This window comes from Sphingomonas sp. CFBP 8765 (assembly GCF_014841445.1).
Classification (GTDB): Bacteria; Pseudomonadota; Alphaproteobacteria; order Sphingomonadales; family Sphingomonadaceae; genus Sphingomonas; species Sphingomonas aerolata.
Map to the genome: position 1 here is coordinate 17,174 of NZ_JACYTY010000005.1, position 16,506 is coordinate 33,679.

Annotated in this window: 11 protein-coding genes; all 11 read right to left on the reverse strand. The window is 63.1% G+C overall.

The features are described from left to right. Nucleotides 1-5 precede the first annotated feature (5 nt). Entirely contained in the window at nt 6-4,223 is a 4,218-nt protein-coding gene (locus tag IFT87_RS13405) for a hypothetical protein (protein ID WP_192008885.1), read from the reverse strand. Further along, on the reverse strand, nt 4,223-7,513 hold the full coding sequence (locus IFT87_RS13410) for a hypothetical protein (RefSeq protein WP_192008887.1): 3,291 nt from the start codon (nt 7,511-7,513) through the stop codon (nt 4,223-4,225). Before IFT87_RS13410 ends, IFT87_RS13405 begins: the two co-directional genes overlap by 1 nt. 61 nt (nt 7,514-7,574) lie before the next feature. Continuing rightward, on the reverse strand, nt 7,575-7,808 hold the full coding sequence (locus tag IFT87_RS13415) for a hypothetical protein (RefSeq protein ID WP_056681174.1): 234 nt from the start codon (nt 7,806-7,808) through the stop codon (nt 7,575-7,577). Between the two features lie 86 nt (nt 7,809-7,894). Beyond that, nucleotides 7,895-9,238, reverse strand: a complete 1,344-nt coding sequence (locus IFT87_RS13420) for a phage major capsid protein (RefSeq protein WP_342211164.1) — start codon at nt 9,236-9,238, stop codon at nt 7,895-7,897. Between the two features lie 37 nt (nt 9,239-9,275). Continuing rightward, nucleotides 9,276-10,262: a head maturation protease, ClpP-related gene (locus IFT87_RS13425; protein WP_197975281.1), complete on the reverse strand. Its 987-nt coding sequence runs from the start codon at nt 10,260-10,262 to the stop codon at nt 9,276-9,278. An 8-nt stretch (nt 10,263-10,270) separates the two neighbouring features. Next, a complete protein-coding gene (locus IFT87_RS13430; protein WP_052149254.1) occupies nt 10,271-11,458 on the reverse strand; it encodes a phage portal protein in 1,188 nt (395 codons plus the stop codon). A 128-nt stretch (nt 11,459-11,586) separates the two neighbouring features. After that, nucleotides 11,587-13,413 (reverse strand): terminase TerL endonuclease subunit, encoded by a 1,827-nt coding sequence (locus IFT87_RS13435; protein ID WP_192008888.1) that lies wholly within the window; start codon nt 13,411-13,413, stop codon nt 11,587-11,589. Continuing rightward, a complete protein-coding gene (locus IFT87_RS13440; RefSeq protein WP_192008890.1) occupies nt 13,406-13,837 on the reverse strand; it encodes a P27 family phage terminase small subunit in 432 nt (143 codons plus the stop codon). The genes IFT87_RS13435 and IFT87_RS13440 overlap by 8 nt, the downstream gene beginning before the upstream one ends. Nucleotides 13,838-13,961: 124 nt before the next feature. Further along, nucleotides 13,962-14,285: an HNH endonuclease gene (locus tag IFT87_RS13445; RefSeq protein ID WP_183937567.1), complete on the reverse strand. Its 324-nt coding sequence runs from the start codon at nt 14,283-14,285 to the stop codon at nt 13,962-13,964. Further along, nucleotides 14,285-14,461 (reverse strand): hypothetical protein, encoded by a 177-nt coding sequence (locus IFT87_RS13450; protein ID WP_167396774.1) that lies wholly within the window; start codon nt 14,459-14,461, stop codon nt 14,285-14,287. Before IFT87_RS13450 ends, IFT87_RS13445 begins: the two co-directional genes overlap by 1 nt. Before the next feature lie 742 nt (nt 14,462-15,203). After that, nucleotides 15,204-15,524: a hypothetical protein gene (locus IFT87_RS13455; RefSeq protein WP_128082055.1), complete on the reverse strand. Its 321-nt coding sequence runs from the start codon at nt 15,522-15,524 to the stop codon at nt 15,204-15,206. Nucleotides 15,525-16,506: the final 982 nt, after the last annotated feature.

The following is a 16,506-nucleotide window of genomic DNA, read 5'->3' on the forward strand; positions in this document are numbered from 1 at the left end:
CGGGACTAGCGCTTGAACTCAGTCACCGCGATTGCGGCACTGGTATAGGTCCACGTCGTGTTTGTGGTGGTGACGAAGAAGCGAAGGAAAAACTGCACGGCTGTCCCCGCCGGAAATTGGATGATCTGGAAGAAGCCGACAGGAACCGCTGTATTTGATGGCGAGAATGCCACTTCGCGGGAGAGAGCCAGCTCAGTTCCGTTGTATGCCGCAAATAGCTGCGCTCGCATGTTGCCGGAGCCAGCAGTCCGAGTGCCGTCGGCCTGTACGTCGACCTTCATCGTGCCGCCGGTGCTGGTGATATAAACCCGCCCAGTTTCACCCGTGTCTTCAGGGCTTACGCCGCCGCTCATGCCGGCGATCGCGACTGTGTTGGTGATATTGTTCGGCGCGACCTTGCTCGTGGTGATCGTACCATCGACGAAAAGATTGCCGGCAATCCGGCCGTTGCCGACGAGCTCCCATGCACCCCCGTATTGGTCGGCAAACAGGCTGAGCTGGGCATATCCATTGCCGGCATCGGCGTTTAGCCTGACATAGGCTCGCGCCTTGCCCGCAAGGTCAACCAGCGTGCCGGCTTGCTGCTGCACCGTGGCAGCTGTGCCGTTGTAATCGCTGCGCAGGTTCGTCACGCTCTGCGTCACGGCGCCAATCTTGGGATCGACGACCGCCGTCACTCGCTCGTCGATCTTTGCCGTCAGATCGCCACCGGAACCGGACACCTGCGCTTCGAGGTTGCTGACACGCTGCGCCGTGGCGAACCTGCCGTCGGTGACCGCGGTTTCGACGGTCGAAAGCCGGCCGCTGGCTTCGTTAAGCGATGCCGTAATCGTGTCGCTGCGCTGTCCTAGCGCCGTGTCTCGATCGACCGATGTACGCTCGACCCGACCGATCTCGGCGCGCACTGCGCTGTCGGTGGCCACTAGGCTGGCCCCGACACTGTCGACCCGGATGCCGAGCGCGCGATCACCCTCACTAATTGCGCTGACCGTTTGATCGACGCGAGCGTTTGTCGTGGCGTCCCGGCTGACATAGTCGGCGGTAACCGTATCGATCCGCCGCCCGATCGCGCTGTCGGCGTCGGTCAGAGTTGTGATGCTCGTTGCAACGCGAGCAGCCGTGGCGGTCTGTACCGCCCGCGCGCTACCTGCCGACCAATCATTCCACGCATTTTGTCCCTGACGAGCGCCACCGATGTACGGTCGCCAGAACCAAGCGTAGCTGTCGCCCTGACCCTCATAGGTATCATTCTTCCGCATTAGCAACCGCGCTGCCACTGCACGCAAAGGCGCCTGAACAGCGATCACGCCTGACCGCTTGAACAGGTTTGGATCGTTTGCGAACCTCTCGGTGGAGGTATTGCGGTTGCCGTTGACGAACTCGAAAATGACACCGTCCGATCCGACCCAGCCGAGAAAAGCTTGGGTGTCAGCACGGTGTGAGGCGAACATGGCAGAGAATTGAACGAACGATCCGCCGACGATCGCTACCGGATCGGATATCCAATCAGCATACGCGTCGGCACCGCCAGCCCGCCCCGCCTGATAGATCGAAAGTACGTTCTCGCCGACTGGATGGTACGAAGGGCCAGCGGCGTTTACGCCGTAATTTGGCCGAGGCATGCCCAGGTTTTCGCCCCACCCGTCTGTGGTGACGAAGTCGGTGTTGCTGATCAGGTTTCCGCCACCGGGGGCGAAGCTGCTCTGCACCTCTGAGATGCGCTGCCCGATCGCTTGGTCGGCATCCGCAAAGGCGCGCGCCGTGTCGGTGATCCGGGTGTTGGTGGCTGTATTAACAGACCGGTAGTCAGCGGTGACCGTGTCGATCCGCTCACCAAGGGCCTTGTCCGCAGCGGATAAGGCGGTGACCTGAGTCGTAATGCGCGTGTTGGTTGCGCTGTCGCGGCCAGTATAATCGGTCACGACGATTTCGATGCTCTGCCCAAGCGCGGTGTCGCGGGCTGACGATGCCAGCTCGACGCGGCTGATCTCGGTGCGGGCAGCAGCGTCGTTGGTGATCACGTCCGCCACGATGGAATCGACACGCTTGCCGATAGCCTCGTCAGCAGCGGACAGCGCAGAGACTGAGTCTGTGATCCGCGTGCTGGTCGCCGAGTCTGCTTCTTTGAATTCTGTGGTGACGGTGTCAATCCGCTCACCCAACGCCCTGTCAGCAGCGGACAAGGCGGTGATCGTGGTCGTAATCCGCGTGTTGGTGGTGCTGTCCCGGCTGGTATAATCGGTGATGACGCTTTCGATGGTCCGCGCGATTGCACGGACATCGTCGGTGCGGACTAGCCGCTCCGTCTCGATCAGCGCGCGGACCTCACCGTCGTTCTTGTTGGTGACGACGGTCAGGCTGTCGATGCGGCGTTCGAGCAGCTCGTCCTTGCCCTGCGCCCGGTTCGCTTCGGCGTTGAGGTCGGTCATTGCCGCATCGATCCGGGTATTTGCCCGGCTGACAGCCAGATCGGCCGCGACGCGTGCCGCTCCGAGTTTGCTATCGGCGCTCGCCAATGACCCATCGAGAGCGATCCCGGCGGAGAGCAGCTTGGCATTCAGGTCGGCGAGCGCCGCATCTGCCTTCGCCCCGGCTGTCTTGATCAGGGCATTGGCCGCCGCGACCGCGCTGTTGATCGCGGGGATCGTGATGTTCTCGAGAATATCCGAGCGCTGCTTTACCGAGGCCGCGTCAGCAATGACCTGCGTCGCCGGCACCCCAGCAACGGCGCCAGTGTCCTTCGACGTGTTCTCACCGGTGTTGTCAGCGTTCTCGGTCGGCTTCGTGCCGCTGACATTCTCCCAAGGGATCGTTAGTGGTGCCGGGGTCTTCGCTTCGCTGAAGCCCTCAATCGAAAGCGTCAGCTTGCTCAGCGTCTCGCCAACCTCGACGCTGAAGTCCTTGAAGAAGCCGTAGACGATAAGGCTGTCGACACCGGCGTCGCCGAGCCACAGCGACGGCACCGCGCGAACGGCTGCGATCCGCCCGACGACCTGGTCGACCGCATCGGTCCGGATCAGCGCCTTGCCCGCCATCCGCTTCGCCCAGGCGCGCGGGACGATCATGGTCTCGCCGAACTCGTCCGTCTCGCGCCGGCTATAGTCGGTGATGCCCGACGTCGCCGAACCCTCGGTGATGCCGAGCGGCCGCAATATGCCGAGCAGCAAGGTGCCGACGAATACGGTGCCATCGCCACCGCGGCTGTCCTGCCACTCGGTGGTGTCGCTCACGGCCTCGGCATCGGCCCAGCTTGGCGGTTCCGCCGTGGCGGTGCCAGCAACCGTGTCCTGCCAAGTTACCGAATCGTCCCACGCGAACCCATCGTCCCAGACCACGCGCGTCGCGGCCTTGCCGAACGGTGTCAGCGTTACCGTGATGCTGGCCCCGGCCGCCAGCGACAGATCGAGGAACAGCGCAGCGCCGGATCCGCCCGTCGGCGCAACGGTGCGGTCATATCCGGGCGCCTGGACGCGGACGGTCGCAGCGTTGCAATCGAGGATCGCAAGGCCAGACGCCGCGGGGCCGGGGCGCAGCGTAACCACGATCGGTGCTTCGTCGGTGGTGACGGATCCGAGCGCCTGATCAAACATCGCCCAGCGGTTCGTCGGTCCGACGTCGAGCCATGCCCCCGTCGTCGTCGCCGGGTCATGGCCGACGTTCCGCTCTAGCAGGCTTTCCCAGACGCGGTGCGTCGAACGCCGGATGACGCGCTGCCCCAAGGCGTAGCCGCCAGCTGCCGTCCATTCGATGGCGTCATCCTCGGCGACGCTGCTCGACGTCAGGACGGCGTCTGTGATCGCGATCGGCTGTAGCAGCTGAAGGCTGGACGCCTGCCCGGCCGGAGCCGGATCGGAGCCGTCGTCTGTGAACGCCTCCTCTCCGGTCATACCCTCGACCGTCAGCGTGCAATAGCTGAGCGGCACGGTCGCATGGTCGACCTCGAACTCTTTGTAGAACCCGTGAACGGATAGGCTGCCGAAGCGATCGTCGGCGATCCACGTCGCCGAGGTGGCACGAAGCTGGGCGAGCTGGCGCTGGATCGCGTCGACGTCGTCGAACGGCACAGCGAGGCGCACCGTCATGCGACGCGCGAAACCGCGCTGCACAACCGTGGTCACCCCGAATTCGTCGGTGACCCGCCGGCTGTAGTCTATGACGCCGATCGTTGGCGCCGTCTCGACGGTGCCGAGCTCGATCGCGCCTGCGGAGGTGACGACCTTCATCAGGCGGCGCTCGCATTGCCGACGCTGAACGCCATGCCGTTATGATCTGCTGTGACATCGTCGAGCTTGCGATCGATCCCCTTGGTGTTGCGAGCGATCTCGGACTGCGCAGAACCATTTTCACGGCGCAGGCCGGCGACCTCTTCCTGCAACGCCTCGATGGCGCTGACGATCGGATCGTCGTTGGCCGGGGCGGGCGCCTTACCGGTCGCGGCGCCGGCTGCCGTGATCATCGTATCGATCGGCGTGGCGGTCGCGCCCGACGCGGCGGTCCCGCCAGCCAGCGCGCTGACAACGCCATAGGCGGCCTGGCGGCTGGCGTTGTTCATGGCCTGCACCCGGTCGAGTTCCTGTCGGCTGGTCATCTGCTCGGCGGTCGGCGCGGTGGTGCCGTTGCCGAGCGCGCTGATCACGCCATAGGTCGCCTCGAGGCTGGCGGCGGTCATGGCGCGCACGCGTTCCAGTTCCTGCCGGCTGGTCGCCTGTTCCGCTGCCGCGGCGAGCAGCGCCTGGCTGAGCGCTGGCAAACCCTTCGCCGCATCCTGATCACCGCTGCGCGCGGCGCTGGTCGCCGTGTTGAACTGCCCCTGCAGGGCGGCAAAGCCATTGCCATTGCCCGCGTCGGTCAACCCGCGAATGCGCTTCACCTCGTCCATGAGGCCGTCACCGACCGACTTCCAAGCGTCCCGTAGCGCCTCGGCAGCCTTGGCCGCTTCCTGGGCATCCTGGATCGCCCAGATCTGCTGCTGCAAGGCGCGGTTGCTGACGTCGAGCTTGGCAAGGTCGAGGGCACGGAGCGTCGCGGTGTCGCCCTTCAATTCGAGCAGCTTGCGCTCGAGGTCCTGACGTTCGGCTGCAATATCTGCCGCGCTCCGGGCGCCCTCCATCGCGGACTGTAGGTCGGCGAATGCCGGCGCCAGCTTGAGCAGCATGCCATAAGCCGACTGCCCCGCGGCGGTGTTAAGATCCTGCGCCTCGACGAGCTCGCGGAAACCGGCGAGGCTTGCCGGCATCGCCATGCCGAGGCTGTCGAACACCTTGGCGAACTGCGCCGTCTTGGCGGCGGCCTGCTCTTCCTTGCTGTAGAACGCCTCGAAATAAGCGCTCGCGGCGCTGGTCAGGTCGCTGACGCTGTCGAATTGGTCGGCCAGTGCAAGCTTGGCGTCGATGCTGAAACCGCGAGTGGCAGTGCCGAGCAGATCCAGCGCAGTGCCGACCGCTTCGACCGTCGACGCGACGCGGACGAGTGTCTCGAAAGCGCCTTCCCCTACTTTCTGAAAGCGCTCGAGACCCGGGATTGCAGTCGCCGCCATCTTGTCAGCGGCAGCGCCAAACACCGCGGTCAGCTTCTCCTGGATCTGCTCGCCGGTGAGGTCCTTGAGATCGATCTTCCCGATGCTGACGACGAAGCTGTTGAGGCGGGCCTGCACGTCACCGGTGGCGATGCCGAGCGGTCCCGCGGACGCGGCGATCGCGTCGTTGAACTGCTTGAGGATCAGCGTGAACTGGTTTTCGAGGCCAGCGTCCGCGCCGGTATATTTCGTCGAGTAGGACGTGCCGGTGTTGATCCCGAGGAACTTCTTCTTCTTCTCGACGTCCGAATAATAGGACGCATCGAAGCCGCCGCCCAAGACGCTGCCGAGCTGCTGATCCTTGCCGTAGAGGCCGCTGCCCACGACCGTCGTCTTCGACCCGAACAGCGAACCGATCAGGCTGCCGACGGCGCCGATGATGCTGCCGACCACCGGGATCTTGCTGAACAGCCCACCGCCGGTCACGATGCCGGACAACAGCTTGCCAGTGCTGTCGGAGGCGAAGCCTTCCTTCACGCCAGCCGAAGCGTTGACGTCGCCAGCACGAACGACCAGCGCCGCGACGTTGCCGATCTGGCTGTCGATCGACTTGAGGGATGCCGCCATCTGGCGCGCGTAGGTGTTGGTCAAGGTATCGACCTCCTTCAACGCATCCATCGATCGCTTGAGGCTTTCCGACTGCGCGCTGGTATCCCCGAGCACGGTACCGGTGCCGTCGTTTGCCTTGGCGAGCGTGTTCTTGCCGCCGCCGCCACCGAAAAAGCCGGTGAAGATGCCGAGCGACGCAAGCGCAGCGGCCATCACAGCCATGCCTGCGAGGTTGAACGGGAATGGCGAGGATGACGCAGTCTTCGCCATCGCAGCGGTACCGTCCGCTGCGGCGCGCATCCCGGCATTCACGACGCTGGTCGCGGTGAACGCGGTGTCGGTCGCGACGCCGGTTGCCGCAGCGACCGTGCGCGCCGTTGTAACGCCGCCGATGAGGCCGAGCTGCACCGCAGCATTCTTTACCGCCATGGCGAACTCTATCGCGCGGAAGACCTTCTCGGCGGTAGCCATGGCCTTGTAGCCAGCGGTACCTTCCTTGAAAAAGCCCTTCGCCGCGGCTGCCATGTCACCATAGGCGGCGGTCTGCGCCGAGGCGGTACGCATCGCGAATAGCTGGTTCTCGCGGGCGATGCGGTTTTGATCGGTGCCCGCTTCCTTGATGGCAGCATCGTGCGCCTGCTGCAGACTCGCCTGGTCCGCATAGTAGGAGGTCATGATCGTTGCTGCATCGCCGATCGCCGTACCGACGCTGCCGAACGCATCGGCCATGCCCTGCGCCGCGCGCTGAGCGGTCTGGTCGATCGTGTCGAACAGGTCGGCAGTGGCGCTGAGCGACGCGTTAAGCGCGTCACTGGCGTTAGTGACGGCCTGATGCCCCTTTGCGATCTCGACCTGCTGGGCGATGTACGCGGCGCGGCGAGTGGGGTCGGTAAACCGGGCCTCGGCTTCCTGCGTCGCCTTGAGCGTCGCCAGGCCGATCTCGCGCTCGTTATTGGTCGCACCGACCAGTCGAAGCTCTTCGGCCAGCGTGGCAAGCTGCTTCCGGCCATCGGTCATGTCGGTGTTGAACCGGCCGACCTCTTCCGTGTCCTTAAGCGCCTTTCGTGCGGCCTGCTGATCCTCGAGCGCCTTCGTTGCGCGTGCGGCTGCATCGGTAAGCCCAAGCTGCTGCGCGGCCTGAACCGCGGCGAGCAGCGGCAAGTCGGCGATCTGGGCGGCGATGAGGTCATTGGCGCGTTCGGCCGGCACGAGACCAGCCGCAACGGCCGCGTTGACCTGCTGCTGCGCGGTGATCTGGTCGCGCATATATTCCTCAACCCACGCTGCGGCGTCGTCGATGAACTGGACGAGGTCAGCATCCTGGGATTCGTCGTTCTCATCCAGTTGGATCTGGCGGCGGGCGTCCTGCAAGGTCACGGGAATAGCCATGAGGCACCTCGATTCACTGGAAAGCGTGGCGCCGGACAAAGGAGTCCAGCGCCACCCTAAATCAGGCCTTTGCAGCGACCTGGAGATTGCGCTCGACGGCCTCGTGACCTTCGAGCGTTGGGTCGTTGAAGTCGATGCGGTTCTGCTCGACCGTGGTGCCGGCACGGGGATCGTTGTCGACGGCCGGATGGTCCATATCAACGTCGGGTACGATCTGCTGCGGTGCGCCAGCGGTGTCGATATCGGTTGCCGGGGCAATGCCGTTGCTGGCGTTCTTGGCGGTCTTCGTGTCCATAGGTCTTCTCCTGGTTCGCCGAAACCGTGGGTCTTGCCGCGCGGCTTCGAAGAACCGGGCCAGCGCTAGGCCGGCCCGGCGGGTAGTTATGCGTTCACAGCGATCTTGAGCGCCCGCATCGGCTCAGGGTTGTGCACCCCGCCGCCCACGCGCTTGGTCGTGTAGAAGTGCACGAACGGCTTGTTCGAATACGGATCGCGCAACACGCGGATGCCGATCCGATCGACGACCAGGTAGGTGGCCTCCATGTCGCCGTAGAGTGCGGCAACATTCCCGGCGCCCGCGGTCGGCATGTCTGGCATTTCGACGATCGGCGCACCGTTCAGCGTCTGCGGCTGGCCGAGAGCATATGACGGCTGCCACAGGAAGTTGCCCTGACCGTCCTTCAGCTTACGCGCAGCGCCGAGGCTCTGGCGATTGATGTACAGCTTGGCGTTCCCGGCGAACTCGCTGGGGAGGTCGTACATCAGATCGACAAAGCCATCGCCGGTCAGCTTTCCTGCGTCGCCGCTGTTGACGGCCTTGATCGCACCGTATGGATGACGAGCCGCATTTGCGGCACCCGTGACGTAGGTGAGGATGCCGTAGGGCTTGTTCGCCCCGTCGCCGGACAGGAACCCGATGCCCTCCTGGCGGGAGAATTCGGTATCGACTTCCTGACCCAGCCACTCCTCAAGGTCGATCGCGGCGTCGTCCAGCAGCTGCTGGGAAATTGCCGGATTGGCGTAGAGTTCGCCCGGCACGAAGTCGAGCACGCCGATCTGCGGGGTCGTGGTCGCAGGGCGGCTTGCCGTTTCACCGACCCAACCCGATCCGACGTTGCGGTCAGAGAAGTACTTCTTGAACCCGGCGACGCTGATCGTGATGACACGGCTTTCCGCACGCATCGGGCTGATCTTCTTCAACTTTTCGCCGATCGTGCGATCCCATTCGATCGGCGCCAGATAGCCGCCGTCGGTGTCGGTGCCCTTCTGCATTGCCGCCCGCACCTCGGCCGAGGCGTTATCGCCCCGGCGCATGTGCGCCTTGAACGCCTTGGTATAGTCCGGATCGGCCTTGATATCGCCGATGATCGCGCCGTCACCCAGCTTCGCGGCCGCGTTGATCCTTGCCTGATCATCGACAGCAGTCTGCAGCTCCGTGAGGGTGGCGTTGATGGCGTCGAGCTTGTCCTTGGTCAGGACGTCCGTCTTGCCGGCCTTGATCTCTTCGATCTCGCGAGCATGCGTCGTCTTGAACTCGTCGAATGCGCCATTCAGCGCACGGATGAGCGTGGCGGGATCGGACCCGTCAGCGCGAACCGTGCCCGCGATCGCGCGCGGCATAGCGGGCAGGGTAGGAGCCGTAAGCCGCAGCTTCGGTTCCGGCTTGGTGCTTGCTGCCGCCGCGAGGGTGCGGAACGGGTGGGCGAGCACCGTCGCCACCGCCACGAGGGCGGCCATGTTCATTCTCTTCATGGTGGAGCTCCTAGCTCTTGATGGTGGTGAGCAGACCCGCCAGCAGGCCGGTCAACTCGGTCTCGCCGCCAGCGCCTGGCGTGTCGGCTACAGGGGCAGCGCCTGGCGTGCCCTTGATCTTGGTGATGTGATCGCGCGCTTGAGATCTCGTATCGCCGCCGGCGACGAGCTTCAGTTCAAGCGCGGTGATCGCGGTACGCTCGCGGTCGGAGGCCTTCGCCTGCTCGTCTCGCGTCGTCTTGTCGGCCGTTAGAAGCGTATCCGCGAAGCCCCGCTCGATCGCGACGGACCCAGACATGTACGTCTCATCGTCCATCCACTTCGCGCATTCGGCCGCGGTCCGCCCGCTGCGCTGCGCGTAAACGTCGGCCATCGCTTGATCGAATGGTGCCAGATACGTCGCGGTCTCGGCCATGTCATGGCGATTGCCGACAGCTACGACCCAGCAATTGTGGATCATGAGGAACGACGCCGCACCGATTTCGACCGTGTCACCTGCCATTGCGATGACCGACGCAGCCGACGCGGCCATGCCCATGATCTTGATCGTCACCGGCTGGTCATGTTCGCGCAGGACGTTGTAGATCGCGATCCCCTCGAACATGTCACCGCCTGGCGAATTGATCTGAATCTCAACGGGGCGGTCACCGATTGCACGCAACTGAGCCGTCACCGTTTTTGCGGTGATGCCCCCGCCAGACCAATAATCTTCGCCGATGGCGCCGAACATGGTGATGACATTGTCACCGCTCTCGACCGCGCGAATGCCTGCTGCATCGGCAGACCACTTTTCCAAAATGTTTGGTCGCGCCAATGCTGATACCGATCGATCGGCAGGCATGGGGAGGGCGCTAGGGCGATCCTTGCCGTTCACGCTCGATATGGCACGCGGCATCGGTGTGCCTGGGGTGGCGATCACCGGCTTGCCCGGCAGAGGGCGGCCATTGAGGGTCAGTACCGCACGCGGCTTGCCCGGCGCTTTATGCTCGTCGGTCATGGTTGCTCCTAAGCGTCTGCTAAAGTTGCTGCGGCAGTAGTGCCGTTGCGAGGCAGCTCGTCGCCCCCTGCGATCGGGTTGCGGTCGAAGTTGTCGCGAGCCTCATTGGGGGTAAGGAAAGCCGCATTCGGACCGAGCGCCGCCTTAAAAAACTCGGCCTGGTCTTTGAGCGAGCCTCGTAAAAGCGCCCCGTCATTGTACTTGGCGTACATCGTGTCCTGTTCGGCCGGCGTGAGCAGGCAGAACCACACGGCCTCCTCCCAAATGACGAACCATTGGAGGAGGCAGTACGTCACGAAAAACAGCCCCAGCTGTTCGATGCCGCTGCCCCAGCTGGTCTCATCGAACATCAGCAGCGGGCGCGGCGTGCCGGTAAACCGCGATATCTCTTCCGCCTCCTGCTGGCGAAGCGCAACGAGCTCGTTGTCCTTCGCCGTGCCGGACAGCACCTTTGCCTTCAGGCCCTCCTCGAGTATCAGCCAATCCTCTTCGGCGTCTGCTCCTGAGAAGTTCTCGCGAAGGCTGTCGCGCAGATTGTCGATCGCTTCGGCTCCGAGCGTCTGATCGGTCTCAAGCGCGCCGCGCGCCATCGTGCCCTTGTCAAGCAATCGACCAGCAGCCTGAAGCGCGCGATGCGACAGGCCTAGCGTGTCGGCAGCGACGTCCAGCAGGGAAACGCCAGTCAGGCCATCCAGAGAAATAGGGCCGCGGAAGTGAAAGACGTCTTCCTTGGCAAGCGTCACGGCGCCACCCGATTTGGGCTGGTACCGAAAGCTCAGCTCAAAGGTCGCTGAAAGCTGCGGCTTTACTGATCGCCGGGGGAGGGGGACAATTTGACGTACCGCGCCCCTCGATCGGACGATCAGCGCGAATGCATTGCCGTCGAGCAAGGCGCAAAGCTGCATGTAGCTCTTGAACTGAGTGGCGGATTGAAAGTCGTTTGGCTTGCGATGCAATACCCTGAACAAGGGGTGGTCCCGCGCCTTTTCAATCTTCCCGTCCGCAGCTCTGCGCATGAGGTGAAGCGGCAGCATGCCTATCGAGCCGGAGATTAGCGACATGGCCCGAAAGAAGGTGCTGTTGCGCAGCGCGGCACGTTCATTGACCGCGATCCCTGCAACCCCGGTTCGACCGCCGTCGCCGCGCATCATCTCATGAAGGGTCGGGTCTGCAAAATCGTAGGCTTGGTAGGCCATGATCGGCCCGCCATGGCTCTGCCCAGTTGCCGCCTTGGCTGTGGCAATCGCGCGCGAAGGCGATAAGGACCTTCGCCCGCCAGCCTGGCGTCGATAATCATCAGGCGACATAGACGTACACCCTCCTGTTAGACGCGGATGATGCCGCGCGAGGCGTACACCGACTTCTTCTTCGTCTTCAGGCTGGAGACGGCAGCGCCGATCGCCATCGTGGTCGTGACCATGCCGTCGATACGCCCGCGTGATTTCTTCTTGTTGAACATGCGGTTGCCTTGACCGTCGGGGTCGATCGCGGCGTTTGCCGCGCAACTGTATGTGACCGGCGAGTTATCGATGATGACCCGCTGCGCGAGAATCGCGTCTTCGGTCTTTGTGATCGAGTGCGGCATGCAAAGCTGCCGGTCTTCGAACATGACGCGCGTGCCCTGGGCATGCGCCACGATCTTAAGCCCGCGTCCCGTCGGTTTATCCGGGCCGCCGTACAACCAGACTTCAAGCCCGACCTCTGCACATGCGTCCATGAAGCTCGAAATGAAGGCCGGGTCGGCAACCATCTCGAGCACCTTGTGCTCGGCGTAGAGCTTGGACACCTGCATCGCGACGAAAGTGTAATCGATCGTCGCACCCGGCGTGGCGACCAGGAACCCATCTTCGACCCACTCGACGTAAGGGGCGTGATCGCGCTCACCCTTCTCTTTGAGGTGGCCTGCGGTGGTGCCCGCCGCTGTCCAATACCAGCTCTTCACCGCCAGGGGCTCGTCGCCGATTGGCTCCCAAGCTGCGCTGACGGCCGTCAGATCGTTCTTCTGCGAGAGATCGAGCGCCAGCCGGCAGAACCGGTTGCGCATCATCGTGTCATCGACCGGCCCCTGGACCGCGGCCCACTTTTCCTCGTCGATCCAGAAGTCGGCAGACGCAGTATCGACGCCGAAATAAAGGCGTAGGACGCTCGACTTCGTGGATGGCCGCAGCAGTGCGGAGGCGACCGTCTCGCGAATATTTTCGATAGGGAAGGTCTCGCCCAGCGCCGGCAGCGACTTCTGCCAGACCTTCTCGTTCTCAAACACCGTCTCGCGACCGGCCTTGTCGATCCGTGCCACGAAAGCGAACGCTGTGTCGTCGCGCGCCTCGCCCTTCGCGATCTGCTGGTACATCTCCGAGTAGGACGTGCCGACATGCTGCGACGTGGCGGGCGTGTTCGTGCCCATCAGCATCAGCGCGTGACCGGCGACCTTGTCGATGCCGCGCTTCCACGTCTGCAACACGTTTTCGTCGGTAAGCTCATGGATCTCGTCGCCCGCGACATAGTTCGGTCGCGGACCGGAAAGGCTTTCACCGCTGGCGATCGGCTGAAAGAACGACCCGCTGTCGGGATGCTCGATCTTCCAGGCGTTCTCTAATTCGCCGCGGATGACGACCTCGCCGAGGCCTTCCAGGCTCTCGCCTTCGTCATGCTCCGGTATCGTCGCGCGGCACATGGCCGCGGCGTCGCGGAACAGGACGTTGGCGGTCTTCTTGTCCTCGCCGATGGCATAGCACTGGGCGCGCTGAATATCGCACCAGCCCATGATGTAGACGCCGATCGCACCCATCAGTGGCGACTTGGCCTGGCCTTTGCCGGTTTCCAGCCAGCCTGATCGAAACCGCCAGCGGTCGGTTGCAGTGCGCCAGCCGAACAGCGAGCCCATGACGAACGTGTGCCACTCGAGCGGGTAGAACGGCTGGCCCGCAGATGGCCCGTCGGTGACCTGAAAAACCGACGGCAGGAAGTCGAGAGCGTGACCCGCAGCGTCCGGTCGCCAGTATATGCCGCGCCGCTCGCCGTCGCGCATGTCGCGCAGGTGACGCTCGGCTGCGTGTCGGACAAGCTCTCCAGCCGTAAACAGCTTCCCGTCGACCGCGGCCTTCGCCCATGCCGTCGTCGGATCAGGATCGGAAAGGAACCGGTTAGCCACGCTGTTTTAGGAACCGTGCGGAGCCAGTCGTGCGCGCTTGCTTCTTGACCACCTTGGCGCCCGCGCCGCGCTCACGCGGCGAGATGCAAAGCTCCTTCTCCAGCGCTTGCGCCTGGCTCGCGGCGTTCGACATCGTCGTCCACCATGGATTGTAAGTCGGGACGCCAGTCTTCTTGGCCTTGATCACCGGGCCAGATTTGATCACCTCCTTCGCGGATTGATCGAACGTGACGTATGCGACGACCAGGCGGATGACCGCGTGCGAGTTGGCGACTGCCAGTTTCTCGGCGCCGCGCATCTCGCTGATAATGCTCTTCCAGTAGGACGATGCTGCCTCGCGGTCTGCGGCCCGGCCGAAGATGCTGCGCCAGTTCGGCTCTGGCGGAACGCCGTCGCCTCCAGCAATTTCGATGACCTCGGCCATATGGCCTCCCGCGGCGGACCGGTCGAAACCCTCCCCCCTCAAAAATTACTCGCAGTGCGCACGCCCCACGTGGTCGGTACGGGCGGCGCCGGCCCTCAGACTTTTGACCCCGGGGGTGGGCGCCTCAGCCGGCGCGGTTCCACGGGTGCGACGCGCTAGTCGGCCGTCCCGAACGATCCACGCCACCGATAGGCCGCGCCGCGGCGCCCTTGTCAGCAAGCGTCTTAGCGTCAGAGCATGGCCTGCAGAGCAGCTGATAATTGCTGCGTTCGCCGCTGCCGCCACGCGACAGCGGGACGATATGGTCGGCGATCGTGCCCAGCGTCTCGATGCCCTTTGCTTTGCACTCACCCTCGCAGGTGATAACGGTGGCGAGCAGGTGAGCGCGCATCTTGTCGTGCGCAGTGCCATAGCCGCGCTGATGGCGGCTGACCTTAGACCAGCTCATCAGCGCCCTCGAACGGCGGCACGGAGATCGATCGCCGCTTGCTCAGCCTGCTCAATCAAGCGCTCGCTGCGGCCCTGGTGGCGTGATCCACTCGCCATATCTTCAGCGATGCGCAGCACCCGCATGCCGATAGCCTCGACACGGTCGGCGGTAGCGGGTCGGAACGTTGTCGCCATACCATCTCCCGTCGCCGAGACCTTCAGCAACTTTATTCAGATTAATCTCAACACAAGGCGAGGCTTTCGGCTCCGCCGCAAGATGAAGCGCCTAAGTTAATCTATAAGGTGTTGCTGCAGAGGACTTGACGACGCTTTAAGGAAGGCTCTCAATCGAAGAGCGACCCGACTCGAGGTCGAACTTTGGAGAGTTGAGATGCCAGGCGCCAATGACTTTAAAAAGGATAGGCCATCTGAGCGTTGCCGAAGCGAATGTAACAGCGATCACGGCTCGGATCAATCGCCGTGGCCTGACGATCATGTCGCCGATAATGACCACGGTTTGTTCAACATCGTCAGTGATAAGACAGCCGCCTATTTAGACCACGGTACCAATACAGGGTCTTGATAAGCCCGCCACTCAGGGGGTTGGAAGGCCAGTCCCCTGAGTATCAATATTCGCGACGAGAACATGCGACTGCCGCCATACCGCAGGACAATCGCTCGGAGCATGGCTTCTGCGTGAGGGGATGAAGGTGGCTAGCCAACGCGCTTTCGAAGATCCTGCGCCAGTTGCTCTACATCCTCGATAAGCCGATCGCTGCGCCCTGATGGCGCGACCCGCTCGACATCTCCTCGGCGATCCGCAGCACGGGCATGCCGATAGCCTCTACATGGTCAGCGGTGGTGAAGCTGAAGGCGCCTCGGGCCGCTCCTCCCATTCCGCACCTCATCTCCCGCTCAATTACTTGGCGCCGTCAAATCACCGAGATTCTGCGCGCAAGCGTGCCTGTGCGCCCTGTGCCCTCGCAGCGCAGGCTTTAAAAATTCCTAGCGCGGCGGTTCCAGCGACAGCCGGCTGAGACTTGAGGGCTGCAGCAACAGTTGCGGGAACTCGTCCATCCAGCCGCCCCATATAGAACGCCGCCGTCAAATTCGCGACCTTCCGCGTTGGCTCGTTCTCGGCCTGCTCGCCGACGGCACTGGTTACAACCAGGCACCGGACATCGTCGTTCACCGTCTGCGCGTGCGCCGGAGCGGCAACTAAGATGGATGCTAGAACCAGACTGACGACGTTCTTCATACAAAGTTCCTGAGCGTAGTGGGCCGACAAGCTTAGGCCACATCAACGCACAAAGTAACGTCGCATCTGACCATACCGTAGGACAATCGCTCGGAGCATGGCCCCTGCGTGAGGGGATGAGGGTGGCTAGCCAACGCGCTCTCGAAGATTATGCGCCAGTTGCTCGACATCCTCGATAAGCGGATCGCTGCGACCAAGATGACGCGATGGGCTGCGCACATTTCTGGAAACCGAAATAGCCGGGGGTCGATCGCCTCGACATGGTCAGCTGTGGTGAGCCGCAATTGCGGTGCGGCCATCTAGACCTCCACATACAGCAAGAGCCGCAACCCTTGCGGGCGCGGCTATAACACCTGGTCATCTGCGTACGATGCGGGGGTGATGCCGTCAACTGCTTTTGCGAACTGTTCATTGTCGTTCTTCTATCGAGTCGACCTCGCTCAGGATTCACGACAGTCTCTGCGCCTCGGCTTGGGGAGGCCGAACATCGGCGCCGAACCCGCCGAATGTCCGGACGGAGTACAAAAAAAGAGGCGACCGAAGCCGCCTCCCATAGTTGCTGATGAAAAGGACCCGGAGGCCCCGGCCTAACCGCTTGCGCTAGCGGCTGCGAACGTGGGGCCGTACACGTTCGACACGACGGTGCCGAATGCGCAGATACCCAGTGACATAGACCATGCGGTCTGTCCTTGAATTTGAACGCTGAATGTGCGATTCACTAACTTACCACATCGGTGAAACGCGGCGCTCAGCGCCTTGGTGATCCTCGGAAGGCTCGACCCTCAGGTCGGGCCTTTTTCCGTTCTAGCGGCCTTTCGTTGGTCGCAGTTGTCGTTCCCGCATCACATTGGCGTTGCTCCATACGAGCCAGCTGCGCGGCTGGTTTCACCTACCTATGCGTTCACCATGCCAGCTGCAAGCCTTTTTTGAAATTCAGCTGAATTTCTTTGAAATGAGATATGGGGCATGCTAGCAATGCTGA